Raw genomic sequence first — 25,351 nt, forward strand, 5'->3', positions numbered from 1 at the left:
TGCTATAACCGGTCGCAGTTCCGACGGATCCATCCGCACCACCCGAGAGCGCAATGCCCCGCCAATTCCGATCCGCCTGGTTGAAGACACTGGCCACCGTGGCCGTGCTGCTGTTGTCGGCCCTGCTGATCGGCGCCCTGCTCGGCCACCCGGCGCTGGTGGTGGCGCTGGGCGCGCTGGGCGTGCTGGGCTGGCACTACTGGCGGCTGCGCCAGGTGCTGCTGCGCCTGACCGCGCGCCAGCGCTGGGAAACCTCGGACGGCACCGGCGTGTGGAACGAGCTGGACCGCCTGCTCCACCGCAACCAGCAGGAAATGCGCGCGCGCAAGCGGCGCCTGATCGACATGCTGCGCAGCTACCGTGCCGCCGCCGCCGCGCTGCCCGACGCGGTGGTGGTGGTGGACCGCAACACCCAGCGCGTGCAGTGGTTCAACGAAGCGGCCACCTCGCTGCTCGGCCTGCAGCACCCGGCGGACATGGACGCGCCGCTGGTCGAACGCCTGCAGCCGCTGCCGCTGGCGCACTGGCTGGCCGGCGGCCGCAATGCCGAACCGATCCTGGACGCCAATTCGCCGGTCGATCCGGGCATCCGCCTGCACCTGCGCCTGATCCCGTATTCGGACCACCACTGGCTGCTGGTGGCGCGCGACGTCACCAAGCTGCTGCACCTGGAACAGGTACGCCGCGATTTCGTCGCCAACGTCTCGCACGAGCTGCGCACGCCGTTGACCGTGGTGCATGGCTACCTCGACATGATGGACCCGGAGGACTTCCCCGATACCGGGCCGATGCTGGCGGAGATGCGCAAACAGTCCCAGCGCATGGCGCAGCTGGTGGAAGACCTGCTCACCCTGTCGCGGCTGGAATCGCAGCAGCACACCGAGCTGGAAACCGTGGCGATGACCTCGATGCTCGCCTCGCTGCGGCGCGAAGCCGAAGCGCACAGCCAGGGCCGCCACACGATCATCGTCGAGGACAGCGCCGGCATCGACCTGGCCGGCTCCAACAAGGAGCTGCACAGCGCGTTCTCCAACCTGGTCACCAACGCCGTGCGCTACACCCCGGCCGGCGGCCGCATCACCCTGACCTTCGCCCGCGAGGGCCAGGGCACGGTGCTGGCGGTGACCGACACCGGCTACGGCATTCCGGCCAACCACCTGCCGCGACTGACCGAACGCTTCTACCGCGTGTCCAGCAGCCGTTCGCGCGAGAGCGGCGGTACCGGCCTGGGCCTGTCCATCGTCAAGCACATCCTCGGCCTGCACCAGGCGCGGCTGGAAATCCGCAGCGAAGTCGGCCAGGGCAGCACCTTCGCCTGCCATTTCGACGCCGAGCACGTGCGTCCGCGCAGCGCCCTCCCCTCGTCCCCGTCCACGGAAGATTTCCCGGCATGAACGCTCCCGCCCCGTCCCCCGCCGCCGCGGCCCCCGGCAACGATCCGCTGCGCGATCCGGCGCTGTACATCAACCGCGAGCTGTCGCAGCTGGACTTCAACTTCCGCGTGCTGGCGCAGGCGATGGACGAGCAGGTGCCATTGCTGGAACGGCTGCGCTTCCTGTGCATTTCCTGCACCAACCTGGACGAATTCTTCGAGATCCGCGCCGCGGCCGTGCGCCACGCGCAGGAGTTCGGCCTGCCGCCGGCGCCGGACGGCCTGAGCCCGCAGGAAATCCTGGCCGCCATCCACGACCGCGCCGCCGAACTGGTGGAGCAGCAGTACCGCTGCTGGAACGACGTGCTGCGCCCGGCCCTGCAGGACGCCGGCATCGGCATCCTGTCGCCGTCGACCTGGACCGCGCGCCAGCGCCGCTGGCTGCGCGCCTATTTCCGCAACGAGATCATGCCGGTGCTCTCGCCGCTGGGGCTGGACCCGTCGCACCCGTTCCCGAAGATCCTCAACAAGTCGCTGAACATCGTCGTCGTGCTCAAGGGCACCGACGCCTTCGGCCGCGCCGGCCACCTGGCGCTGGTGCGCGCGCCGCGTTCGCTGCCGCGCATCATCCAGCTGCCCAGGTCGCTGGGCGGCTCGCAGGACTTCGTGCTGCTCTCGGCGGTGCTGTCCACCTTCGTCAACGAACTGTTCCCGGGCATGGACGTGCGCGGCGCCTACCAGTTCCGCGTCACCCGCAACTCCGAGCTGGTGGTGGACGAGGAGGAAGTGGAGAACCTGGCGCTGGCGCTGCGCGACGAGCTGGTGGACCGCGGCTACCGCCCGGCGGTGCGGCTGGAGATCGCCCACGACTGCCCGCGCCCGATCGTGCAGACCCTGCTGCAGAACTTCGGCCTGTCCGAGAACGCGGCCTACCGCATCGACGGCTCGGTCAACCTCAACCGCGTCATCCAGGTCTACGACCTGGTGCAGCGGCCGGACCTGAAATACCCGCCGATGACGCCGCGCGTGCTCAAGACCTCCGAAGGCATCTTCGAGGCGGTGGCGCGCGAGGACGTGCTGCTGCACCACCCGTTCGATTCGTTCAGCACCGTGCTGGAGCTGATCCGCGAAGCGGCGGTGGACCCGAACGTGCTGGCGATCAAGCAGACGCTGTACCGCACCGGCAAGGACTCGGGCATTGTCGAGGCGCTGATCCAGGCCGCGCGCAACGGCAAGGACGTGACCGTGGTGGTGGAGCTGCGCGCGCGCTTCGACGAGGAAGCCAACCTCGGTCTCGCCGACCGCCTGCAGGACGCCGGCGTGCAGGTGGTCTACGGCGTGGTCGGCTACAAGACCCACGCCAAGATGCTGCTGATCGTGCGCCGCGAGGGCCGCAAGCTGCGCCGCTACGTGCACCTGGGCACCGGCAACTACCACAGCGGCACCGCGCGCGCCTACACCGACCTGAGCCTGATCACCTCCGATCCGGACATCGGCAACGACGTGCACCAGCTGTTCCAGCAGCTGTCCGGGCTGGCCTCGAAGATGAAGCTGGAATGCCTGCTGCAATCGCCGTTCACCCTGCACGCCGGGCTGCTGCAGCGGATCGAACGCGAGACCCAACTGGCGCTGGACGGCAAGCCGGGACGCATCATCGCCAAGATGAACGCGCTCAACGAGCCGCAGGTGATCCGCGCCCTGTACGCGGCCTCGCAGGCCGGCGTGCAGATCGACCTGATCGTGCGTGGCGCCTGCACCCTGCGCCCCGGCGTGGAAGGCGTGTCGGACAACATCCGCGTGCGTTCGATCGTCGGCCGCTTTCTCGAGCACAGCCGCGTGTACTGGTTCGGCAACAACGGTGCGCCCGAGCTGTTCTGCGCCAGTGCCGACTGGCTGGAGCGCAACCTGCTGCGGCGCGTGGAGACCTGCTTCCCGATCCTGGACAGCGACCTGGCGCGGCGCATCTACCGCGAGGTGCTGCAGAACTACCTGGACGACAACCTCAACGCCTGGGAGCTGCAGGCCGACGGCCGTTACCGCAAGTGCACGCCGCAGCCCGGCCAGCCGCCGCACTCGGCGCAGCAGGCGCTGCTGGAAGCGCTGTAGGACATCCACCAGCGCCCGTAGGAGCGGCTTCAGCCGCGAACGGGGCTTGCCTGCACTATCCCACCCGCGTCATCGGGCCGGTTGGCCGGGGAAGCCCCGTTCGCGGCTGAAGCCGCTCCTACGGAAGGCGCTGCCCCTATCGCGTCCGGGGTGACATGCCCCCCCGGCCATCCACTACCATTCCGCCATGCCCCAGTCCTCCCCGACCTTCCCCCCCCTGCAGGACGGCGACCTGCTGGCCGCCATCGACCTGGGCTCCAACAGCTTCCACATGGTCATCGCCCGCTACCTGCTCGGCCAGCTGCGGGTGGTCGACCGCCTGCGCGAGACCGTGCGCATGGCCGACGGGCTCGACGGCAAGGGCGGGCTGTCGGCCGAGGCGCGGCAGCGCGCGCTCGAATGCCTGGCCCGCTTCGGCCAGCGCATCCGCAACATCCCGCCGTACCGGGTGCGCGCGCTGGCGACCAACACCGTGCGCCAGCTGCGCTCGCCGCTGTCGTTCCTGATGCCGGCCGAGACCGCGCTGGGCCACGCCATCGAAGTGGTCAACGGCCGCGAGGAAGCGCGCCTGATCTACCTGGGCGTGGCCCATGCGCAGCCGCCCAAACCGGGCCAGCGCCGGCTGGTGATCGACATCGGCGGCGGCTCCACCGAGTTCATCATCGGCAGCGGCATGCAGCCGCTGGAGCGCGAGAGCCTGCAGGCCGGCTGCATCGCCAGCACGCGCCGTTTCTTTCCCGGCGGCAAGCTGAGCAAGAAGCGCTGGAAGGACGCGCTGACCGAGATCGGCGCCGAGTTCCAGCCGTTCGCGGCCAAATACCGGGCGCTGGGCTGGGACGAGGCGCTGGGTTCGTCCGGCACCCACAAGGCGATCAGCGAGATCTGCGCGGCGATGAAGCTGAGCAAGGGCGCGATCACCGCGCAGGCGCTGCCGCAGCTGCGCGAGGAACTGCTGCGCGCCCGCCACATCGACGACATCAACCTGCCGACCCTGTCCAGCGAGCGGCGGCCGATCATCGCCGGCGGCGTGCTGGTGCTCGAGGCCGCGTTCCAGTCGCTGGGCCTGCAGAAACTGCTGGTCAGCAAGGCGGCGATGCGCGAAGGCATCCTCCACGACATCATGGGCCGCGCCAGCGACAACGACCCGCGCGACGAATCGGTGGCCGCGCTGACCCGCCGCTACGATATCGACGCCGCCCAGGCGCTGCGCGTGGAAGCCACCGCCCTGCGCCTGTTCGAGCAGGTCGCCGAGAGCTGGAAACTGGATTCGGACGACGCCCGCATGCTGGGCTGGGCCGCGCGCCTGCACGAGCTGGGGCTGATGATCGCCCACAGCGGCTACCACACCCATGGCAGCTACGTGATCGAGCACTCGGACATCGCCGGCTTCTCGCGCCAGGAGCAGCAGATGCTGGCCGCGCTGATCCGCACCCACCGCCGCGGCGTGCCCAAGGCCGCCTTCGACGCCCTGCCCGACCGCCTGCTGCTGCCGGCCCGGCGTACCGCCGCGCTGCTGCGGCTGGCGGTGCTGCTGCACCGCTCACACGAGGACGACCCGATCCCGACGCTGGAACTGAGCGTGGACGGCAACACCCTGTCGCTGGTGCTGGACAAGGCCTTCATCGACGCCCGCCCGCTGCTGCGCGCCGACCTGGTCGGCGAGACCGAAGGCATGGCCGGCCTGGGCATCACGTTCCGGCCGTTTGTGGCCTGAACGCGCGCACCGTAGGTAGGAGCGGCTTCAGCCGCGAAGAGGCTTCCCCGACGGAGCTTTCCCGCCAGAGCCCATCGCGACTGAAGCCGGCCCGCCGCCGGATTGTGTCGCGCCCCCTTCGGCCACGGCCTGCCTGCTGTAACACCCGTGACGCATGCCGGTAACGGCGCTGCCACCGCCCCTCCCCATGCTGATGCAAACGGGAGAACGCGCATGCGCTACGCCATCGTCACCGAGACCTATCCGCCGGAGGTCAACGGCGTCGCCCTGACCGTGCAGGGCCTGGAGCGCGGCCTGCGCGCCCGTGGCAACGAGGTGGACGTGGTGCGCCCACGCCAGCCGCAGGACGCGGCGCAGCCGCACGAACTGCTGGTGCGCGGCGTGGCGCTGCCGCGCTATCCCGGCCTGCGTTTCGGGCTTCCGCTGCCATACCGGCTGGCCCGGCACTGGCGCCGGCAGCGCCCCGATGCGGTCTACATCGCCACCGAGGGCCCGCTGGGCTGGTCGGCGCTGCGTGCCGCGCGCCGGCTCGGCATCCCGGTCGCCACCGGCCTGCACACCCGGTTCGATACCTACCTGCCCGACTACGGCGCGGCCTGGCTGCAGCCCGTCGCCCTGGCCTGGATGCGCCGCTTCCACAACCGGGGCGATGCCACGCTGGTGCCCACCCGCGAACTGCAGGACTTCCTGGACGGCAACGGGTTCCACCATCCGCGCCTGCTGGCGCGCGCGGTGGATGCCTCGCAGTTCTCGCCGCGGCAGCGCGATGCGGAGCTGCGCCGGGCATGGGGGCTGGACCCGCGCGGACTGGCGGTGATCCACGTCGGCCGCATCGCCGCGGAGAAGAACCTTGGCCTGGCGATACAGGCATTCCGCCGGATCCAGCAGCAGCGCCCGGACGCGCGCTTCGTCTGGGTCGGCGACGGGCCGCTGCGCGAGCGCATCGCGCAGGAAAACCCCGACTTCGTCTTCTGCGGCATCCAGCGCGGACAGGCGCTGGCCCGCCATTTCGCCAGCGGCGACCTGTTCCTGTTCCCGAGCCGCAGCGAGACCTTCGGCAACGTCACCCTGGAAGCCATGGCCAGCGGCGTGGCCACGGTCGCCTTCGACTACGGCGCCGCGCGCGAACATCTGCAGAGCGGGCACAGCGGCGTGGCCGTGGACAACGACGACAACTTCATCAACGCGGCGCTGCGCCTGGCCGGCGACGACGCCCTGCGCGCGCCGCTCGGCGCCAACGCCAGCCTGGCGATGCGGCGCCTGCACCCGGACCACGTGGTCGCCGAATTCGAGGCGCTGCTGCAGGAACTGTCGCAACGGAGACGCGCCCATGCCCTTGCTGCCGCCTGACGGCCTGCTCGCCCGCGAAACGCGCTGGTGCCGGCGGGCCAACCACTATTGCCGGCGCCGCCGCATCCGCACCCTGTTCGCGGCCATCAGCCGGCTGGGCGACGGCATGTTCTGGTACCTGCTGATGGGCGCACTGGTGCTGGCCGATGGCATGGACGGCCTGCGCGCCTCGGCGCACATGGCCGCCACCGGCGTGGTCGCGCTCACCCTCTACAAGTCCCTCAAGCGCTGGACCCGGCGCCCGCGCCCGTTCGCCGCCGACCTGCGCATCCGCGCCTGGGTCGCGCCGCTGGACGAATACAGCTTCCCCTCCGGCCACACCCTGCACGCGGTGTCGTTCAGCGTGGTCGCGCTGGCCTACTACCCGTGGCTGGCGCCGCTGCTGCTGCCGTTCACCGCGGGCGTGGCGCTGTCGCGCGTGGTGCTCGGCCTGCACTACCCCAGCGACGTGCTGGCCGCCACCGGCATCGCCCTGCTGCTGGGCACCGCCTCGCTGCAGCTGATGCCGCTGCCGTTCTGAGAGCGGGCCGGCCGATGGCCGGCACGTTGTCCGTGACATCGCGGCGTTGCCCCTACAATACCGCCATGACCACGCTGTTCATTTCCGACCTGCACCTGGACCCCAGCCGTCCGGCCATCACCGAACTGTTCCTGGAGTTCCTGCGCGGGCAGGCCCGGCAGGCCGAGGCGCTGTACATCCTCGGCGACCTGTTCGAGGCCTGGATCGGCGACGACACGCCCTCCACCGCCGCCGATGCGGTCGCCGCCGCCCTGCGCGGACTGGCCGACGCCGGCGTGCCGGTGTTCTTCATCCGCGGCAACCGCGACTTCCTGGTCGGCGAGGACTACGCGCGCCGCGCCGGCATGCGCATCCTGCCCGATCCGTGCGTGATCACGCTGTACGGCAAGCCGGTGCTGCTGCAGCACGGCGACCTGCTGTGCACCGACGACACCGCCTACCAGGCGTTCCGCGCGCAGACCCGCGACCCGGCCTTCATCGCCCAGTTCCTGGCGCAGCCGCTGGAAGCGCGCATCGCCTTCGCGCAGAAGGCGCGCGCGGCCAGCCAGGCGCGCCAGTCGGAGATGAAGGAAGGCGACCGCGCCCGGTTCGAGACCGTCACCGACGTGGCCCCGGCCGAGGTCGTCGCCACGTTCCGGCGCTATGGCGTGGACACCATGATCCACGGCCACACCCACCGCCCCGCCGTGCACAGCGTGCAGGCCGGCGACGCCACCTGCACCCGCATCGTGCTCGGCGACTGGTACGAACAGGGCTCGGTGCTGCGCGTGGATGCCGACGGTTACCGGCTGGAAGCGCTGGCACCGTAGATGCGGGGCGCGCCCCGCTTGAAGCCTGGTCGGTGAAACCCGTGCCGGACGGGCGGCCGTCGCAACGAGAGCACGCCGCCCTGCGCGGCAACGCCTTGCGCTGGCTTCGAGGGACAGGCGTTCCCGCCTCGGCGAAATTGCAGGGGGCCTGCTCGGGCGCCGTCCTGAGCGCGTCGATGCAGATCAGGAACGTACCCGACTCTCCGCCGGACGCGCCATGGCTCACTGCGGCGGTGGCGGCGACGCCGGATCGAAGGCGCAGCCCTTCTGCGTCCTGCCGTCCAGCCGCCATGACACGCTGAAGGGGTAGCTGATGTCGGACATGCCGTCCGAACAGGGTTCGCGGCGCACGTCCAGCCGGAACGGCGTACCGCCGTCCTCGCCCTCCAGGTGCAGGCCATCGGCGTCGACGCGGCGCGTGGCCCGCAGCTGGCGTGGCGCGTCCATCGTGTCCGGCGTCGTATAGGTCAGGGCGTCGCCTTCCACCTTCACGCCCCAGAACGGCTCGACGCCAGCGGCCTGCAGGGCCGCCGGGAATGCGGCAATGCCCGCATCCACCTGCGCCGCGGCCGCTTCGCGCGCAGGCGTATCGGCATCCGGCGTGGCCGGGCTGCAGGCCAGCAACGCCGCCATCGGCAAGGCGATCGACAGGAGGCGGAAGGAAGGCATGCGATTCTCCAGGGCTGCGGAACACGATGGCGGCCAGCATCGCACGCGCCGGGTAAACGCCATGCGATCCACGCGGCTGACGGCGTCCGGCTCCAGGCAGGGAACCGCCCCTGCCCACCCCATCATCCGGCCTGTTCGACCAGGTCCGCCAGTTCGTCCGCGTCGAAACCGGCCAGCAGGCGCGCCTCGACGTTGAAGGGGCCATGCAGGTAGCCGCCGGCGTATTCGCGCAGCAGTTCCTTGAAGCGGGCGCGCGGCTCGACGCCGGCGCGCGCGCAGTACCAGCGGTACCAGCGCGAACCGGCGGCGACGTGCGCCACTTCCTCGCGCAGGATCACCTCCAGCACGTCGGCAGTGGCGTCGTCGCCGAGCGAGCGCAGCTTGGCGATCATCGCCGGCGTCACGTCCAGGCCGCGCGCCTCCAGCACGCGCGGCACCAGCGCCATGCGCGCCAGGCCGTCGTGCGCGGTCTTCTCGCACATTTCCCACAGGCCGTTGTGGGCGGGGAAATCGGCGTAATCGTGGCCATGCGCCAGCAGGCGCTCGCGCAGCAGCAGGAAATGGCGCGCTTCGTCGTCGGCGCAGCTCACCCAGTCGGCATGGAAACTGCCCGGCAGCCCACGGAAGCGGTACACCGCGTCCCAGGCCAGGTCGATGGCGTTCAGTTCGATATGGGCGATGGCATGGATGAAGGCCGCGCGGCCTTCCGGGCTGCCGAGGCCGCGCCGCGGCAGGTCGCGCGGATGCACCAGCAGCAGCCGCGCGGGGCGGCCGGGCATGCGGATCGGCTCGGGATCGGGCGCGTTTTCCGGCAGCTGCAGCTTGCCGGCGCGGAACTGCGTGGCGTAGTGCCGGGTGAGGGCGACCTTCTCAAGCGGGTCGGCTTCGGCCAAGCAGATGCGGGCTGCGTCGAGGAGGGTGGTGGTGTTCCCTTCTCCCTCCGGGACCGGGTGCCCATGGGGTGGAAGGTGGCGCGCAGCGCCGGATGAGGGTTGGTTTCCCGAAGGGGTGGGCGCTTGTTGCATTGTCATTGGACGTCGCACATTGCCACTTCGTTTGCCCCTCACCCCAACCCCTCTCCCGAAGGGAGAGGGACTTCAAATGCGCTTCGCTGCGTCAGGCGCGGCGCTTGTTCTTGGCCTCGTCCGAACGCAGCTGCTGGATGCGCTCGAAGTAGCCCGGCTCGATGCCGGTGACGTAGTGGCCGTTGAAGCAGGACGAATCGAACGCCTTCAGCTCCGGGTTGCCCTCGCGCACCGCCGCTTCCAGGTCTTCCAGGTCCTGGTAGACCAGCCAGTCGCAACCCAGGTGCTTCTCGATGTCCTCGACGCTGCGCTCGTGCGCCACCAGTTCCTCGGCGGCCGGCATGTCGATGCCGTAGATGTTGGGGTGGCGCACCGGCGGTGCGGCGCTGGCCAGGTACACCTTGCGCGCGCCGGCGTCGCGCGCCATCTGCACGATCTGCTGGCTGGTGGTGCCGCGCACGATCGAGTCGTCCACCAGCAGCACCACGCGGTTGCGGAATTCCAGGTGGATCGGGTTGAGCTTGCGGCGCACCGATTTCACCCGCTCGCCCTGCCCCGGCATGATGAAGGTGCGGCCGACGTAGCGGTTCTTGACGAAGCCCTCGCGGTACTTCACGCCGAGCACGTTGGAGATTTCCAGCGCCGCGTCGCGCGAGGTGTCCGGGATCGGGATGATGGTATCGATGTCGTGGTCGGGCTTCAGCCGCAGGATCTTCTCGCCCAGCTTCTGGCCCATGCGCATGCGCGCCTTGTGCACCGACACGTTGTCGATCATCGAATCCGGGCGCGCGAAATACACGTACTCGAAGATGCACGGGGTCTGCTGCGTGGTGGTGGCGCAGACCTCGGTGAACAGTTCGCCGCGTTCGGTGATCACCACCGCCTCGCCCGGGGCCACGTCGCGCACGCGCTCGAAGCCGAGCACGTCCAGCGCCACCGACTCGGAAGCCACGATGTATTCCTCGCCTTCGGCATGGCTGCGCCTGCCCAGTACCAGCGGGCGGATGCCGTGCGGGTCGCGGAAGGCGACCAGGCCCAGGCCCAGCACCACGCTGACCACCGCGTAGCCGCCCTTGCAGCGGCGATGCACGCCGGCCACGGCGCGGATCGCCGCTTCCGGGGTGAGCATGCGCTGCGCGTCCAGTTCGTAGGCGAACACGTTCAGCAGCACCTCGCTGTCCGAATCGGTGTTGATGTTGCGGCGGTCGGCCTCGAACACCTGCTGGCGCAACGCCTCGGTGTTGATCAGGTTGCCGTTGTGCGCCAGGGCGATGCCGTAGGGCGAGTTGACGTAGAACGGCTGCGCCTCGTCCGTGCCTTCCGAACCAGCGGTCGGGTAGCGCACGTGGGCGATGCCGATGCGGCCCTGCAGCAGCGCCATGCGGCGTTCGTCGAACACGTCGCGCACCAGCCCGTTGCCCTTTTCCACGCGCAGGCGTGTGCCGTGCGCGGTGGCGATGCCGGCAGCGTCCTGGCCGCGGTGCTGGAGGACGGTCAGGCCGTCATAGAGCTGCCCGGCGACGTTCTGGTTGCCGACGATTCCGACGATGCCACACATGTTGCGCGATCTCCGCTGGGCCGTGGCCCGGTTAACGTGAAGGGGGCCGTGCCTGGCCCGATGGCCCGGTCCGTGCCGGACCGGGGTGATCCGTGCGCACCTGCGCCGGATCGATGTTGGAAGGCCACGCCTTCGCCGGGTCCTGGCGGCTGCCTCCGGTCGCGGCCGGCCGGGCGTCTTCCGCCCCTTCCGGCACCGCATGCGGCAGTCCGCTGCCCGCTTCATGTTCGCTGAGCGCGGCATTATCGCCTGCCAGCACCGCCTTGCCCAAGTCCAGCAGCGCATGTTCCGGCACGGCGGGCAGTTCCGGCAGCTCCGGCAGACGCGCGCGCAGCCAGTCGGCCGGCGGGCGCAGCCACCCGACCACCTGCGAGCGCCGCCATTCCTCGCCCTCGGCCAGCGAGGTGAAGCCCAGCACCAGCACCGCCAGCACGGCCAGCAGCACGCCGCGCACGAGGCCCAGGCCGAAGCCGAGCAGGCGGTCCGGCCCCTTGAGCAGCAGGGTGGAATCGACCACGCCGCGCAGCAGCATGCCGATGGCCGAAACGCCCAGCAGCACGCCGAAGAACACGATGGCGTGGCCGGCGGCGTACTGGCCCATGCCCGGCGCGGCGCCGCCGCTCAACACCAGCGTGGCGTCATGGCCGAAGCGGAACGCGGCCCAGCCGGCCAGCAGCCAGCCCAGCACGCCGAACACGGTGGCCAGCAGGCCGCGCATCAGCCCGAACAGGGCCGATACGACGATCAGCCCCAGCAGCAGCAGGTCGATCACGGTCTGCCCTGCCCGGGCATCAGGCCGGTCGCCGCATCAGGGGTGCGGACTGACGATGCCGGCAATGCCCACCTTGGCCGCCACCTGCGCCTTGAGCTGCTCGGCGTCGGCGCGGTTGGCCACCGGTCCGACCCGGACGCGATGCAGCAGCACGCCATCGCCCCTGCGCACCTGTTCGACGAAGGCGCTGAAACCGGCCGCGCGCACCCGGTCGCGCAGCGCGTTGGCGTCGGCCGGCTGGCCGAACGCGCCCAGCTGCACGGCGAAGCCGACCTTGCTGGCCGCCGGCGCGGTGGAAGCCGCAGGGGCGGTGCGCTCCGGCGCCGCAGGCCTGGGCGCGGCGGGCCTGGGGGCTTCGGGCTTGGGGGCTTCCGGCTTCGGCGCGGCGGCCACCGGCCTGGCCGGCTCCGCGGGCAGGGCTTCGGTACGCACCGGCGGCGTTGCGGTGGCGGGCGCCGGTGCCGGAGCGGCCTGGGCGGCGACCGGTGCGGCGGCCGGTTCCTTGCCGGCGTCGAGCACCACCACCTGCGCGTTCACGTCGTTGCGGACCTTGCCCGCCTCCAGGCGGACCAGCTCGGCCTGCGCACGGTCGGCATAGGGGCCGATGCGCACGCGCCAGGCCGGGCGGCCGTTGATGGTGTCCTGCTGGCGGAAGCCCGGCAGGTTCGACTTTTTCAGGTGGGCGATCACCGCATCGGCATCGGCCTCGGTCGCATAGGCGCCGAAATTCACCGCGTAGTTGCCGGCGGCAGCGGTCGGCGGCAGCGCGCCGCCGCCGGTGTCCGCCGGCGGGGCGGCTTCGGCCACGGGCTGCGCGGCCGGCATGCCGGTGGCGCTGCCGGCAGCCGGCGCGTTGGGCGCGACCAGCGGCAGCTCACGGGTTTCGAACTGGCCATCGGCGGGCGCATCGGGCGCGCGCAGCGGCACGTCCTGCACGCCGCTGTCCGGCGCCGGGCCCTTGACCAGCATGGGCAGGAAGATCACGGCCAGGGCCACCAGGACGATGGCGCCAATCAATCGCTGTTTCAGGGGAGTATCCACGGCAAGGCGTATGGCGGCAGGGCGGAATGTCCGCCGATTATATGCGGCGCCATCGCCGGGCAACGCCGCCGCAGCTGAACAGGCAGGAGCGCGCGTCGATGCGATGCGATCGCGCGCAGAGCCTGGCCGCGCGCCGCGGCGCGCTTCCGCGGGCCGGTCACGGCCGCAGCAGCGGCAGCGCCTCGGCCACGGTATGGAAGGAGCCGAACACCAGCACGCGGTCGCCGCGCCGGGCCTGTTCCAGTGCGGCGGCCAGCGCCTGCTCGACGTCCGCGCAGGAGGTGGCGCAGGCGGCGGCGGTGCCGGCCAGCCGCTCACGCAGCTGCGCGGCGCTCTGCCCGCGCGCGCCGTCCAGCCCGGCCAGGTACCAGCGGTCGATGCGCGCCTGCAGGGCCGCGACCACGCCCGGTGCGTCCTTGTCCGCCAGTGCCGCGTACACCGCCAGGGTGCGCCCGGTGGCCGGGCGCGCCTGCAGCGCGGCGCCCAGGGCGGCGGCGGCCTGCGGGTTGTGGCCGACATCGACCAGCACTTCCACCCCGTTGCGCTCGAAGCGCTGCAGGCGCCCGGCGACCTGCGCCGCGGCCACGCCCTGCGCCCACGCCGCGCGCGGCAGCGGGCGGTCCAGCGCGCGCAGCGCGGCGATGGCGGCGGCCGCGTTCGCGCGCTGCACCGGCGCCCACAGCGCCGGCTGCGGCAGCTCGATGCGGAAGGACACGTCGCGCCAGCGCCAGGTGTCGGCGTCGATGGCGTCGGCGAAGAAGTCGCTGCCGAAGCGGATGGCGTTGGCGCCCAGCACGTAGGCGCGGCGCAGCACGCTGGACGGCGGATCGATCTCGCCCAGGATCACCGGCTTCCAGCCGCGGATGATGCCGGCCTTCTCCGCGCCGATGGTTTCGCGGTCGCTGCCCAGCCAGTCGGCGTGGTCGATGTCCACGGTGGTGATGACCGATACGTCGGCATCGACGATGTTGACCGCGTCCAGGCGCCCGCCCAGCCCCACTTCCAGCACCGCCAGGTCCAGGCCGGCGCGCGCGAACGCCCACAGCGCGCACAGCGTGCCGTATTCGAAATAGGTCAGCGCGGTGTCGCCGCGCGCGTCCTCCACGGCGTTGAAGCCCGCCACCAGGGTGGCGTCGTCCACGTCGGCGCCGTCGATGCGCACGCGCTCGTTGTAGGCCAGCAGGTGCGGCGAGGTGTAGGCGCCCACCTTCCAGCCGGCGGCGCGGGCGATGGCCTCGATGAAGGCCACCGTCGAGCCCTTGCCGTTGGTGCCGCCGACCACGATGCAGCGCCGCGCCGGACGCTCCAGGCCCATGCGCGCGGCCACCTCGCGCACGCGCTCCAGCCCCATCGCGATGGGCTGCGGATGCTGTCGGTCGATATGGGCGAGCCACTGTTCGAGCGTGGCGGGACGTGCGGAAGGCATGCGGGTTTCTCGGGTGACGCGCGCCGGCGCGGTGCGGCGGCGCGGATGGGGCGCACATGATACAGCCGCGCCGCGGCGTGCCCCGGCGCGGCGCGCTAGGACGGGTCCGGCGCCACCGGTTGCGGCCGCTGCCGGCCGCGGCGCGCGCGCAGGTCGGCCAGCGACTGGCGGCAGGCATCCAGGTCGTTGCCGCACAGCACGCTGGTGACCACGAAGCGGTGCCGGCCGTCGCTGACCAGCCGGTTGCGCACCATCATCGCGCCTTCCAGCTGGAACAGGCTCAGGCCTTCTTCGTCATGCAGCCAGAAGTTGGCCTGCCCGCCGTAGCGGCGGAACAGCGCCAGCGGGCCGAGGGTGGCGATCGCCTCGGGGATCTGCAGGAAACCGATCGGATACGGATCGGCGATATAGCCGGGCAGCGTGCCGTCGTCGTCCAGCGCCGCCGCCGGCACCTGGCCGCTGCTGCGTTCGTCGAAGAACGGATCGCGCGGGCGCTGCCCGCTCCGCGCCGGCCTGTCCTCGGGCAGCGGTTCGAACGCGAACGGCAGGCGGTAGCGCGGCTGGCCGCGGTACGCGGGCGGCACGGTCCAGGCGCGGGCCGCCGCCAGCGCCTCCGCGTCCAGTGCCGCCACGCCGGCCTGCTCCACGCGCGCGCCGGTCACCCGCCCGCAGGCGTCGGCCTCGATGATCACGTTGATCGTGTAACCGAGCAGCCGCCAGAGCTCGGAAGGCGGATAGGACGGCGCGCGGTTGTCCTGCGCGGCGAATGGCGGGCAGGCGTCGCCCGGCGGCTGCGCCACGACCGGCAGCGGCAGCAGCGCGCACAGCGCGGCCGCCAGCCAGCGCATGCGCGCTTGTGGGCCGGCCATCACAGCGCCCGGTGTCTGGCCTCGCCGAAGAACGGGGTGTGGTGCGCGCAGTCGTTCAGGCGCACGACTTCCAGGTGCTCCACGTCCGGGCCCTCGAGCAGGTTCAGCGTGGTCGGCGCCTGGCGGAAGGTCCACAGCTTGCCGATCGGCAGGCCCAGCACCCTGCACAGGATCACGCGGTTGACCGCGTCGTGCGCGACCACCAGCAGGGTGTCGTCCGCGCCCAGTCCCTCGGCGGCGCGGGCCAGGCCGCGCCAGCTGCGGTCCAGCACCTGGCGCAGCGATTCGCCGCCGGGCATCAGCACCGTGTCCGGTTCCTCGCGCCATGCGCGCAGGCGCGCGGGGTCCTTGTCGTTGATCTCGCTGGCGAGCAGCCCTTCCCATTCGCCGTGGGCGATTTCCTGCAGGTCCGCATCGGTCTGCAGCATCGACTCGCGGGCGCCGCCCAGCGCGGCGCGGGCGGTGCTCTGCGCGCGCGACAGCGGCGACGCCACCGCACGCGCGATCTCCACCGACTGCAGGCGTTCGCCCAGCGCCCTGGCCTGCGCCTCGCCCACCGGCGAGAGCGGAATGTCGATCTGGCCTTGGTAGCGGCCTTCGGCGTTCCACGGCGTTTCGCCGTGGCGGGCAAGCAGGATGCGCATGCAGTGGGGAGTCCGTGGCGGGGGGCCCGCATCATAGCCTGTCGCCGCCACGGCGCAGGCTACGGTTGCCCACGTTACGAAAATCCTTGGCGGCCCCCGCGCGGCGCGGCGCACCGTTGCGAACGGCGCATTGCAGGCCAACGACAGGCGTTACCATGGCGGCCCCATCCGCTGCACGGTGTGACTTCCACATGAGGGCCAGCACCTCCCACGCCCCCAGAGTGGCATGAGCAGCCCTTCGCTTTCCCCACGGCCTGGCCGCAAGACCTGGAACGAACGCCTGCAACCCTGGGCGGCGGCGGTCCTGAGCGCACTGCTGCACCTGCTGGTACTGCTGCTCCTGCTGCACTCCACGCCGCCGGTGGTGACCACGCCGCAGGGGACATCCGGCGGCGGCCGGGTCAAGGTGGATTTCGTCGGCCAAGCGCCGCCTTCCCCGCCCACCGCGCAGCAGCCGCCGGGGCCGAAGCCGGTGGATGATCGCAAGCGGCCTTCCAAGCCGGTGGCACGCCGGCAGGCCGATGCACGCAGGCCGGTGCCGCAGGCCCGGTACATCGAGCCACCGGCCGAACCGGAGCAGAAGCCGGACAGGAGCGAGCAGCCGCCCGCGCCCGAGGCGGCGCAGGCCGCGGCCACCAGTCCGCCGGAAAGCGTCCAGCGCCGGCCGCAGACCTGGACCGGGCGTCCTCCGGGCTGGCAGCCCAGGGAAACCGCGCCCGACGACGGGCGCTCGGCCGGGCCGCTCAACCGCAACGGCTACCGCAACGACGCGGCCGCCGGCGAACCGGCCATGGAAGTGGGCGGCTACCAGATCGTCTACGACCTGCTCGCCGAAACGCGGCTGCGCACCTGGATGGAACAGGGCATGAAGGAGCTCTCCATCCCCCTGCCCGGCACCACCTACCTGATGGTCTGCCCGGCGGAAGTCGCGCTCAGGCGCGGCTCCAGCAAGTGCCGCCTGCTTCCACCCGACGCGCCGGAACTGCGCTCCATCGGCGATGCGCGCGATGTGGTCACGGTGATGTACGTCTACCGGCGCGGCGAACTGGTCTGGCGCGGGCCCGGACCGTACCGCTGAGGCGCCTGCGGGTCCGGCCCGCTCCCGCGACATTCCATGGCGCGCTTCCCGCAACACGGTTCGCAGAAGCGGGGCTTGCCGCGCATGACCGCCAGGAGAAAGCCGGCGTGGGGCGAGCTGCACACCTGCGGCCCGTCGATGGAGCGAAGGCTTGCCATCGGGAAGGGCGCCAACAAAAAAACCCCGGACGCTTTCCCGTCCGGGGTCCTCGATCAAACCGGAGCGCGGCTTACTTCGACGCGGCTTCCAGTTCCTTCAGCAGCTGCGGCGCCGGCGCCACCTCCTGCATGATCCAGCGCATGTAGCGCTGGTCCACCGAGATCATGCGGGTCATCACCGGGTCGAACACCCAGTTGCTGGCCACCGATTCCCAGATGCCGTCGAACGCCAGCCCGACCAGGCGGCCGTGCGCGTCCAGCACCGGCGAGCCGGAGTTGCCGCCGGTGATGTCCAGGTCGGACAGGAAGTCCACCGGCACGCTGCCGAGGCGCTTGTCTTCCAGGCCGCCGTAGCGCCTGGCCTTGACCGCATCGAGCAGCGCCTTCGGCGAGTCGAACGGATCGACGCCGGTTTCCTTGGCCGCGACGCCTTCGATGGTGGTGAACGGCTGCTGCACCTTGCCGTCCAGGCCGGTGTAACCCTTCACGTTGCCGAAGGTGATGCGCAGGGACAGGTTGGCGTCCGGGTAGACGAACTCGCCCTTGCTCTGCTTGTAGTCGGCGATGGCCTGCAGGAACAGCGGGCGCGCCACCAGTTCCTCGCCGCGCTTGACTTTGTTCTGGTGCTCGATCTCCAGCAGCGCCGGCATCACCGCCACCGCGTACTGGATGGCCGGGTCGGTGCTGGCCTCGAACGCGGCCCTGTCGGCGTTGAACCACTTCATGCGCTCGGCCAGGTCGCCCAGGCGCGAACCGTCCAGGCGCGCCACCGCGGCATCCACGGCCGCGGCGTCGCTGCCGCCCAGCCACGCGTCGAAGGCCGGCACGCGCTGGTCGGCCGGCAGTTCGGCGTAACGCTGCAGCCAGTACTGCTGGAACTGCCGGTCCATCGCCGCCACGTAGCGGCGGTCCATCTGCTTCAGGCCGCCCTCGATGGCCGGCAGGTCGCGTTCCTGGTAGCCGTCTTCGCGCTGCGCGTCGGGCTTGGCCTTTTCGATCGCCAGGCGGTACAGGCGCACGGCGGTCCCCAGCGTGCCGGTGCGGTTGAACATGCCCAGGGTGAAATCGCGCTGCTGGGTGCGGCGCGCCTGGGTGCCCAGCGCCTGCAGCTGCGCATAGGCGTCCAGCGCCGGCTTGCCCTTCTCGCCCTGCCCGCGCAGCCATTCCAGCACCGCGGCCTCTTCCTTCTGCTTCTGCGCCAGCACGTTGTTGCGCTTGAAGCCGTCCAGCTGGCCGTCGAAATTCTTGCTGGTGTTGTTCCAGCCGGCCATGCTCGCGGCGTACTTCACCGCGATGTCCTTGTTGTCCCGGCTCGCGGCCTCGACCAGCGCAATCTGGTCCTTGTAGGCCCTGGAAACGGCCGGATAGCTCCAGCCGGCGGTGTTCTCGAACTCGCTCACCAGCGCATAGCGGTCGGTGCGACCGGGGTAGCCGGCCACCATCACGAAATCGCCCTCGCCCAGCGGCTGGTCGGCCAGCTTCAGCCAGTGCTTCGGCTGGTACGGCACGTTGTCGGCCGAGAATGCGGCCGGCTTGCCGTCCTTGCCGACGTAGGCGCGGTAGAACGAGAAGTCGCCGGTGTGGCGCGGCCACATCCAGTTGTCGACGTCGCCGCCGAACTTGCCGACGCTGCCCGGGGGCGCGTACGCCAGGCGCACGTCCTTGATTTCCAGGTTCTTGAACAGGCGGTAGGTGTTGCCGCCGGAGAAGCTGTACAGCGTGCAGCTGTAGCTGTCGTCGGCCTCGCACTCGGCCACCAGCTTCTTCTCCAGCGCCTCCAGCGCCTCGGTGCGCCTGAGCGGGTCGCTGCCGGCGCCGGCGATGGCGGCCCTGGCCTGGGCGGTGACGTCGGTGATGTCGTCCAGCACGTAGATGCGCGCGTTCGGGCCGGCGCTCAGCTCATCCTTGAAGCTGGCCGCGCTGAAACCATCCTTGATCAGGTTCTTCTCGGCGGTGGAGTTGAGCTGGATGGCGCCATACGCGCAGTGGTGGTTGGTGGCCACCAGGCCCTGCGGCGAAACGAAGCTGGCGGTGCAGCCGCCCAGCGCCACCACCGCGCCCATCGGGTCGCCGGTCAGATCGGCCAGCTGCTGCGGGTCCAGCTTCAGCCCGGCCTGCTTCAGCGGCCCGGCGATCTGCGGCAGCTGCTGCGGCACCCACATGCCCTCGGCGGCGCTGGCCGCCTGCGCTAGGCCGAGCCCGGCGACGACGGAAAAAGCGAGAAGATTCAGACGCATGAGGCGTATCCCCGAAGAATGGAAGCCCCGATTGTAGCGGGTGAAACCGTCGCCGCAGCCCCGCCTGCCGGTGCGGGCGGTTACCGCCGAAAGCATATAATCGCCGCTCTTTCCCACTGCGGCTTTCCGGCAATGACACAGAACACGATGCGCGCGCTGGTCAAGCGCGAGGCGACCAAGGGCATCTGGATGGAAGAGGTGCCGGTGCCGGTGCCCGGCCCCAACGAGGTGCTGATCAAGCTGGAGAAGACCGCCATCTGCGGCACCGACCTGCACATCTACCTGTGGGACGAGTGGAGCCAGCGCACCATCAAGCCGGGCCTGACCATCGGCCACGAGTTCGTCGGCCGCATCGCCGGCATCGGCCCCGGCGTGACCGGCTATGACATCGGCCAGCGCGTGTCGGCCGAAGGCCACATCGTCTGCGGCCACTGCCGCAACTGCCGCGGCGGCCGCCCGCACCTGTGCCCGAACACCGTGGGCATCGGCGTCAACGTCAACGGCGCCTTCGCCGAGTACATGGTGATGCCGGCCAGCAACCTGTGGCCGATCCCGGACCAGATCCCGTCCGAACTGGCCGCGTTCTTCGACCCCTACGGCAACGCCGCGCACTGCGCGCTGGAGTTCGACGTGATCGGCGAGGACGTGCTGATCACCGGCGCCGGCCCGATCGGCATCATCGCCGCCGGCATCTGCAAGCACATCGGCGCGCGCAACGTGGTGGTCACCGACGTCAACGATTTCCGCCTGAAGCTGGCCGCCGACATGGGCGCCACGCGCGTGGTCAACGTCGCCAACCAGTCGCTGAAGGACGTGATGGCCGACCTGCACATGGAGGGCTTCGACGTGGGCCTGGAGATGAGCGGCAACCCGCGCGCGTTCAACGACATGCTCGACTGCATGTACCACGGCGGCAAGATCGCCATGCTCGGCATCATGCCCAAGGGCGCCGGCTGCGACTGGGACAAGATCATCTTCAAGGGCCTGACCGTGCAGGGCATCTACGGCCGCAAGATGTACGAGACCTGGTACAAGATGACCCAGCTGGTGCTGTCCGGCTTCCCGCTCGGCAAGGTACTCACCCACCAGCTGCCGGTGGACCGCTTCCAGGAAGGCTTCGACCTGATGGAACAGGGCAAGGCCGGCAAGGTCGTGCTGAGCTGGAACTGATCCCGCCCAGGACGCGACGAAAGGAAAAAGGCGCCTGACGGCGCCTTTTTTCATGACGCACATCCCTGTGCGTCACCCTTGGCGGCTGCGCCGTGAAAAACGGCTGTCCTGCCGTTTTTCGTTAGCGCACCCGTGCCGCGCTCAGCGCGCGATCTTCACCGCCAGCACCACGCGGCTGTCGGCCAGCTTACCGAAGTTGTCGCGGCCCTTGCCGTCGGTGCCGTAGTAGCCCAGCGAGACATCGGCGATGCCGAAGCTGCGGCCGACGCCCACGCCCCAGTCGGTGTAGTCCTGCGCCACGTCGCTGTCGTTGAACACGCTGCGGCCGACACTGGCGTTCAGGCTGAAGTCGTTCGGCAGGCCCCATTCGCCGCCCACGCCGTAGTACCAGCCGGTGGTGTCGCTGCCCCACACGTCGTTGGTGTAGCTGACGTTGACCTTCCAGTGCTCGGCGATGGTGGTGGTGGTGACCAGCTCGTTGTAGGCCATCTCGCTGGCACCCGGGTAGGTATAGCGGTTGAGCATCACATCGAGGTTGACCTTGTCGCTGAGGTCGAAGCCATAGCCGACGAAGTAGTCGACCTCGACGTCGGGGCTGCCTTCGCCGAAATCCACGCCGGAGGCGAAGCCGCCCACGTACAGGCCGCTCGCCGAGGTCCAGGTGATGCTGCCCTGCGCCGTCGGCTTCTCGTCGGTCTGCGAGGCGCCGCGGAACAGGTAGTCCGAGACCGCGCCGACTTCCCAGCTCAGGGGCGATGCGGCGTCTTCGGCGCAGGCCGCGAACGGGAGGGACAGCAGGCCGGCACAGGCAACGGCGGCAAGGCGCTTGCAGGGAATCATGCGGGGGTCTCCGGGGTGGGGGTTCGGCGCCGCCACGGCGCAGAATTCACGAATTCTTAACCAGAATGAACCGCGGCGCCAGCGTTTCGTGCCGGGACCCGACAACCGGCATGCCCCTCTTCCCGCTAACCGGCAACGGACGCCGGAAACACCCCATGGCGCCGCGCCGCCAGCGCGACGAGCTGCCCCGCCGCGTAGGCCGGCGCATCGGGCGGCAGCTCGACCTCCACGTCCACGGCGGCCGCGCGCAGGCGTGCCCGCAGCCGCGCGCGGGCGCCGCTGCGCTGCACCGACAGCACCGTGCCCACCCAGTCGCCGGCATCGCCGACACGCATGTCCTCGGGGCGTACGTAGACCTCCAGCGCAGCGGCCTCCGGCAGGCCCGCCGGCCGCGACCAGCGCGCGCCCGCGACCTCCAGCGCGTCGCCCTCGGCCCGCGCCGGCAGGCGGTTGGCCTCGCCGACGAAGCCGTAGACGAAGGGCGATGCGGGCCGGTCGTAGACCTCGCCCGGGCTGCCGACCTGCTCGATGCGGCCGCGGTTGAGGATGGCCACGCGATCTGCCAGTTCCAGCGCCTCTTCCTGGTCGTGGGTGACGAACACGGTGGTCAGGCCGGTGCGGTCGTGCAGTTCGCGCAGCCAGCGGCGCAGGTCGCGGCGCACCTGCGCGTCCAGCGCGCCGAACGGCTCGTCCAGCAGCAGCACGCGCGGCTCGATCGCCAGCGCACGCGCCAGCGCCACGCGCTGGCGCTGGCCGCCGGACAACTGCGTGGGATAGCGCCCGCCCAGGCCGTCCAGCTGCACCAGCGCCAGCAGTTCCTCCACGCGCGCGTCGATGCGCGCCTTCGGCCAGCGCTGCGCGCCACGCCGTACCTCCAGCCCGAAGGCGATGTTGGCGCGCACGTCCATGTGCCGGAACAGCGCGTAGTGCTGGAACACGAAACCGGCGCGGCGCGCCTGCACGCTCAGCGCGGTGGCATCCTCGCCGTCGAACAGGATGCGGCCCTGTTCGGGCTGTTCCAGCCCGGCCAGCGCGCGCAGCAGGGTGGTCTTGCCCGACCCCGACGGCCCCAGCAGGGCCAGCAGCTCGCCGCTGCGGATGTCCAGGCTGACGCCATCGAGCGCGGGAAACGCGCCGAAGCGCTTGCCCAGTTGTTGGATGCGGATGTTCATGTCACCTCGGGCGATGCGCGGCGGCCAGCGACTGGCCGTGGCGCCATTCCAGGAAAGTCTTCAGCACCAGCGTCAGCAGCGCGGTACCGGCCAGCAGCGAAGCACAGGCGAACGCGGCGCCGTAGGCGTACTCGTTGTAGAGGATCTCCACGTGCAGCGGCAGCGTGTTGGTGCGCCCGCGGATGTGCCCGGACACCACCGACACGGCGCCGAACTCGCCCATCGCCCGCGCACTGCACAGCAGCACGCCGTACAGCAGGCCCCAGCGGATGTTGGGCAGGGTCACCTTCCAGAACATCTGCCAGGCGTTGGCGCCCAGGGTCAGCGCCGCCAGTTCCTCGTCGCTGCCCTGCTGCTCCATGAGCGGCATCAGCTCGCGGGCGATGAACGGAAAGGAGACGAAGGTGGTCGCCAGCACGATGCCGGGGAGCGCGAACACGATGCGCGGCAGCTGCAGCAGCACCTCGCCGGCCACCGGCAGGTGCAGGCGCAGCCCGTCCTCGATCAGCGGCCACAGCCAGCCGTCGCGGCCGAACAGCAGGATGAACACCAGCCCGGCCACCACCGGCGACACCGAGAACGGCAGGTCGATCAGGGTCACCAACCAGCGCTTGCCGGGGAAGTGGTGCTTGCTCACCACCCAGGCCGCGGCGACGCCGAACACCAGGTTCAGCGGGATCACGATGGCGGTGACCAGCAGGGTAAGGCGCACGGCCGACAGCGCGTCGGCATCGCTCACCGCGCTCCAGAACGCCTGCACGCCGCCACGCAGCGCCTCGGCGAATACCAGCAGCAGCGGCAGCAGCAGGAACGACAGCAGGAAGCCCAGCGCGCCGAGGACCAGCAGCGCCTGCACCCAGCCCGGCTCGGTGGTGACGCCGCGCGGGGCGCGCACTGCCGTTTCATGCGCAGCCTGTACCGGCAGTTCCGACACCAGCTCGCTCATCGCGCGCCCCGGTGCTGCAGGCGCGCCTGCAGGGTGTTGACCAGCAGCAGCACGGCGAAGGACAGCAGCAGCATCGCCGCGGCGATGGCGGTGGCGCCGGCGTAGTCGAATTCCTCCAGGCGGATGGTGATCAGCAGCGGCGCGATCTCGGTGGCGTTGGGCAGGTTGCCGGCGATGAAGATCACCGAGCCGTACTCGCCCACGCCGCGCGCGAATGCCAGCGCGAAACCGGTCAGCATCGCCGGCCACAGCGCGGGCACGACCACGCGCGTGATGGTCTGCCAGCGGCTGGCGCCCAGGGTGGCCGCCGCTTCCTCCAGTTCGCGTTCGGCTTCGGCCAGCACCGGCTGCACGATGCGCACCACGAACGGCAGGCCGACGAACACCAGCGCAATGATGATCCCCAGCGGCGTATAGGCGATCTTCAGGCCCAGCGGTTCGAGCCAGCGCCCGGCCCAGCCCTGCCCGCCGTACAGCGCGGTGAGCGCGATGCCGGCCACCGCGGTGGGCAGGGCGAACGGCAGGTCGATCATCGCGTCGAACAGGCGCCGGCCCGGGAAGCGGTAGCGCACGAACACCCAGGCCACCCAGGTGCCCATCAGCGTGTTGAACGCCGCCGCGGCCAACGCGGTGCCGAAGCTCAGCCGCAGCGCCGCCAGCACGCGCGGCTCGCTCCATATGCGCCAGATGCCGTCCACGCCCAGGCCGGCCGCGCGCAGGAACACGCCGGCCAGCGGAATCAGCACGATCAACCCCAGCCAGAACACGGTGATGCCCATGCCGATGCCAAAGCCGGGCAGGACCCGGCGCTGGCGCCGCGCGGGCGGCAATGCCTGCACGCCGGCATTCACCTACTTGCCCGCCTGGATCTGGTCGAACACGCCGCCGTCGGCGAAGTGCTCGGCCTGCGCCTTCTCCCACGAACCGAACGCTTCGCGGATGGTCACCAGCCGCACCTGCGGGAAGCGCGCCACGTCGGCCGGGTCGGCCAGTTCGGGGTGGCGCGGGCGGTAGTAATGGCGCGCGGCGATGCGCTGGCCTTCGGCCGAATACAGGTACTGCAGGTAGGCCTGCGCCACCTCGCGGGTGCCGTGGCGGTCGGCGTTGCGGTCGACCAGCGCCACCGAAGGTTCGGCCAGGATCGACAGCCGCGGCACCACGATCTCGAACTTGTCCGGGCCCAGTTCCTCCTGCGCCAGGAAGGCCTCGTTCTCCCAGGCCAGCAGCACGTCGCCGATGCCGCGCTGGACGAAGGTGGTGGTGGCGCCGCGCGCACCGGTGTCCAGCACCGGCACGTTGCGGAACAGCGCGCGCATGTAGTTGAGGATGCGCGCGCGGTCGCCGTTGAAGATGTGTTCGGCGTAGGCCCAGGCGGCGAGGTAGTTCCAGCGCGCGCCGCCGGAAGTCTTCGGGTTGGGCGTCACCACCGACACGCCGGCGCGCAGCAGGTCCGGCCAGTCGCGGATGCCCTTGGGGTTGCCCTTGCGCACCAGGAACACGATGGTCGAGGTATACGGCGCGCTGTTGTCGGGCAGGCGCGATTCCCAGTTGGCCGGCAGCAGCCGCGCCTTCTGCGCGATCGCATCCACGTCGTAGGCCAGCGCCAGCGTCACCACGTCGGCCTGGATGCCGTCGATCACCGCGCGCGCCTGCTTGCCGGAACCGCCGTGCGAGGTCTCGATGGTGACGGTGTCGCCCTTGGTTTCCTTCCAGTGGCGGGCAAAGGCGGCGTTGAAATCGCGGTACAGCTCGCGGGTGGGGTCGTAGGACACGTTGAGCAGTTGCACGTCGCGGGCGAAGGCGCCGCCGGCGACCAGGGCCAGCAGGAAGGCCAGCGAGGCGAGGCCGGCACGGGAACGGAAGATCTGCGTCATG

Annotated in this window: 22 protein-coding genes; 8 read left to right on the top strand and 14 right to left on the bottom strand. The window is 70.8% G+C overall.

The window, feature by feature from the left end:
* The first annotated feature begins 53 nt into the window (after positions 1 to 53).
* From phoR to lpxH, 6 genes are all read left to right on the top strand, one after another.
* Positions 54 to 1,394, top strand: a complete 1,341-nt coding sequence (phoR, locus tag AC06FP_RS09035; RefSeq protein ID WP_478075252.1) for a phosphate regulon sensor histidine kinase PhoR — start codon at positions 54 to 56, stop codon at positions 1,392 to 1,394.
* On the top strand, positions 1,391 to 3,478 hold the full coding sequence (gene ppk1, locus AC06FP_RS09040; RefSeq protein ID WP_478075253.1) for a polyphosphate kinase 1: 2,088 nt from the start codon (positions 1,391 to 1,393) through the stop codon (positions 3,476 to 3,478). Before phoR ends, ppk1 begins: the two co-directional genes overlap by 4 nt.
* A gap of 187 nt (positions 3,479 to 3,665) precedes the next feature.
* Positions 3,666 to 5,192: an exopolyphosphatase gene (ppx, locus tag AC06FP_RS09045; protein ID WP_478075254.1), complete on the top strand. Its 1,527-nt coding sequence runs from the start codon at positions 3,666 to 3,668 to the stop codon at positions 5,190 to 5,192.
* A 213-nt stretch (positions 5,193 to 5,405) separates the two neighbouring features.
* Positions 5,406 to 6,542: a glycosyltransferase family 4 protein gene (locus tag AC06FP_RS09050; protein WP_478075255.1), complete on the top strand. Its 1,137-nt coding sequence runs from the start codon at positions 5,406 to 5,408 to the stop codon at positions 6,540 to 6,542.
* Positions 6,523 to 7,062 carry a phosphatase PAP2 family protein gene (locus AC06FP_RS09055; protein WP_456118335.1) on the top strand — a complete coding sequence of 180 codons (540 nt, stop codon included), beginning with the start codon at positions 6,523 to 6,525 and terminating at the stop codon, positions 7,060 to 7,062. Before AC06FP_RS09050 ends, AC06FP_RS09055 begins: the two co-directional genes overlap by 20 nt.
* Before the next feature lie 65 nt (positions 7,063 to 7,127).
* Entirely contained in the window at positions 7,128 to 7,871 is a 744-nt protein-coding gene (gene lpxH / locus AC06FP_RS09060) for a UDP-2,3-diacylglucosamine diphosphatase (RefSeq protein ID WP_456118334.1), read from the top strand.
* Between the two features lie 222 nt (positions 7,872 to 8,093).
* Here lpxH and AC06FP_RS09065 read toward each other — a convergent pair whose 3' ends face one another.
* From AC06FP_RS09065 to AC06FP_RS09100, 8 genes are all read right to left on the bottom strand, one after another.
* On the bottom strand, positions 8,094 to 8,540 hold the full coding sequence (locus tag AC06FP_RS09065; RefSeq protein WP_478075256.1) for a COG3650 family protein: 447 nt from the start codon (positions 8,538 to 8,540) through the stop codon (positions 8,094 to 8,096).
* 122 nt (positions 8,541 to 8,662) lie between these two features.
* A complete protein-coding gene (locus AC06FP_RS09070) occupies positions 8,663 to 9,439 on the bottom strand; it encodes a ferritin-like domain-containing protein (protein ID WP_456119397.1) in 777 nt (258 codons plus the stop codon).
* 217 nt (positions 9,440 to 9,656) lie between these two features.
* Positions 9,657 to 11,123 (bottom strand): amidophosphoribosyltransferase, encoded by a 1,467-nt coding sequence (gene purF, locus AC06FP_RS09075; protein ID WP_456118332.1) that lies wholly within the window; start codon positions 11,121 to 11,123, stop codon positions 9,657 to 9,659.
* Positions 11,124 to 11,154: 31 nt separating this feature from the next.
* Positions 11,155 to 11,895: a CvpA family protein gene (locus AC06FP_RS09080; RefSeq protein WP_478075257.1), complete on the bottom strand. Its 741-nt coding sequence runs from the start codon at positions 11,893 to 11,895 to the stop codon at positions 11,155 to 11,157.
* A gap of 36 nt (positions 11,896 to 11,931) precedes the next feature.
* Positions 11,932 to 12,936 carry an SPOR domain-containing protein gene (locus AC06FP_RS09085; RefSeq protein ID WP_456118330.1) on the bottom strand — a complete coding sequence of 335 codons (1,005 nt, stop codon included), beginning with the start codon at positions 12,934 to 12,936 and terminating at the stop codon, positions 11,932 to 11,934.
* 157 nt (positions 12,937 to 13,093) lie between these two features.
* Positions 13,094 to 14,362 carry a bifunctional tetrahydrofolate synthase/dihydrofolate synthase gene (folC, locus tag AC06FP_RS09090; protein ID WP_478075258.1) on the bottom strand — a complete coding sequence of 423 codons (1,269 nt, stop codon included), beginning with the start codon at positions 14,360 to 14,362 and terminating at the stop codon, positions 13,094 to 13,096.
* 95 nt (positions 14,363 to 14,457) lie between these two features.
* Entirely contained in the window at positions 14,458 to 15,231 is a 774-nt protein-coding gene (locus AC06FP_RS09095) for a TonB family protein (RefSeq protein WP_478075259.1), read from the bottom strand.
* Positions 15,231 to 15,875, bottom strand: coding sequence for a histidine phosphatase family protein (locus tag AC06FP_RS09100; RefSeq protein ID WP_478075260.1), 645 nt, complete (start codon positions 15,873 to 15,875; stop codon positions 15,231 to 15,233). Before AC06FP_RS09100 ends, AC06FP_RS09095 begins: the two co-directional genes overlap by 1 nt.
* Positions 15,876 to 16,101: 226 nt before the next feature.
* Between AC06FP_RS09100 and AC06FP_RS09105 the strand changes: the two genes are divergently transcribed.
* The gene (locus tag AC06FP_RS09105) at positions 16,102 to 16,953 is read left to right on the top strand and encodes a type II toxin-antitoxin system RelE/ParE family toxin (RefSeq protein ID WP_478075261.1); all 852 of its coding nucleotides are present in this window, start codon (positions 16,102 to 16,104) and stop codon (positions 16,951 to 16,953) included.
* 229 nt (positions 16,954 to 17,182) lie between these two features.
* On the opposite strand, the gene AC06FP_RS09110 is transcribed toward AC06FP_RS09105, so the two are convergent.
* Complete coding sequence (locus AC06FP_RS09110) at positions 17,183 to 19,348, bottom strand: S46 family peptidase (RefSeq protein WP_478075262.1); 2,166 nt, start codon at positions 19,346 to 19,348, stop codon at positions 17,183 to 17,185.
* 147 nt (positions 19,349 to 19,495) lie between these two features.
* On the opposite strand from AC06FP_RS09110, the gene tdh reads away from it, so the two are divergent.
* Positions 19,496 to 20,518, top strand: a complete 1,023-nt coding sequence (gene tdh / locus AC06FP_RS09115; RefSeq protein WP_456119396.1) for an L-threonine 3-dehydrogenase — start codon at positions 19,496 to 19,498, stop codon at positions 20,516 to 20,518.
* Between the two features lie 141 nt (positions 20,519 to 20,659).
* On the opposite strand, the gene AC06FP_RS09120 is transcribed toward tdh, so the two are convergent.
* The 5 genes from AC06FP_RS09120 to AC06FP_RS09140 form a co-directional block, all read right to left on the bottom strand.
* Positions 20,660 to 21,358: a TorF family putative porin gene (locus tag AC06FP_RS09120; protein WP_478075263.1), complete on the bottom strand. Its 699-nt coding sequence runs from the start codon at positions 21,356 to 21,358 to the stop codon at positions 20,660 to 20,662.
* A gap of 125 nt (positions 21,359 to 21,483) precedes the next feature.
* Positions 21,484 to 22,530 carry a sulfate/molybdate ABC transporter ATP-binding protein gene (locus tag AC06FP_RS09125; RefSeq protein WP_456118322.1) on the bottom strand — a complete coding sequence of 349 codons (1,047 nt, stop codon included), beginning with the start codon at positions 22,528 to 22,530 and terminating at the stop codon, positions 21,484 to 21,486.
* A 1-nt stretch (position 22,531) separates the two neighbouring features.
* Positions 22,532 to 23,476, bottom strand: coding sequence for a sulfate ABC transporter permease subunit CysW (gene cysW / locus AC06FP_RS09130; protein ID WP_478075264.1), 945 nt, complete (start codon positions 23,474 to 23,476; stop codon positions 22,532 to 22,534).
* A complete protein-coding gene (cysT, locus tag AC06FP_RS09135; RefSeq protein ID WP_478075265.1) occupies positions 23,473 to 24,327 on the bottom strand; it encodes a sulfate ABC transporter permease subunit CysT in 855 nt (284 codons plus the stop codon). The genes cysW and cysT overlap by 4 nt, the downstream gene beginning before the upstream one ends.
* On the bottom strand, positions 24,328 to 25,350 hold the full coding sequence (locus AC06FP_RS09140; RefSeq protein WP_478075266.1) for a sulfate ABC transporter substrate-binding protein: 1,023 nt from the start codon (positions 25,348 to 25,350) through the stop codon (positions 24,328 to 24,330). It abuts the gene before it with no gap.
* Position 25,351: the final 1 nt, after the last annotated feature.

The sequence above is a fragment of the Stenotrophomonas sp. Steno-Z2 genome, from assembly GCF_056393235.1.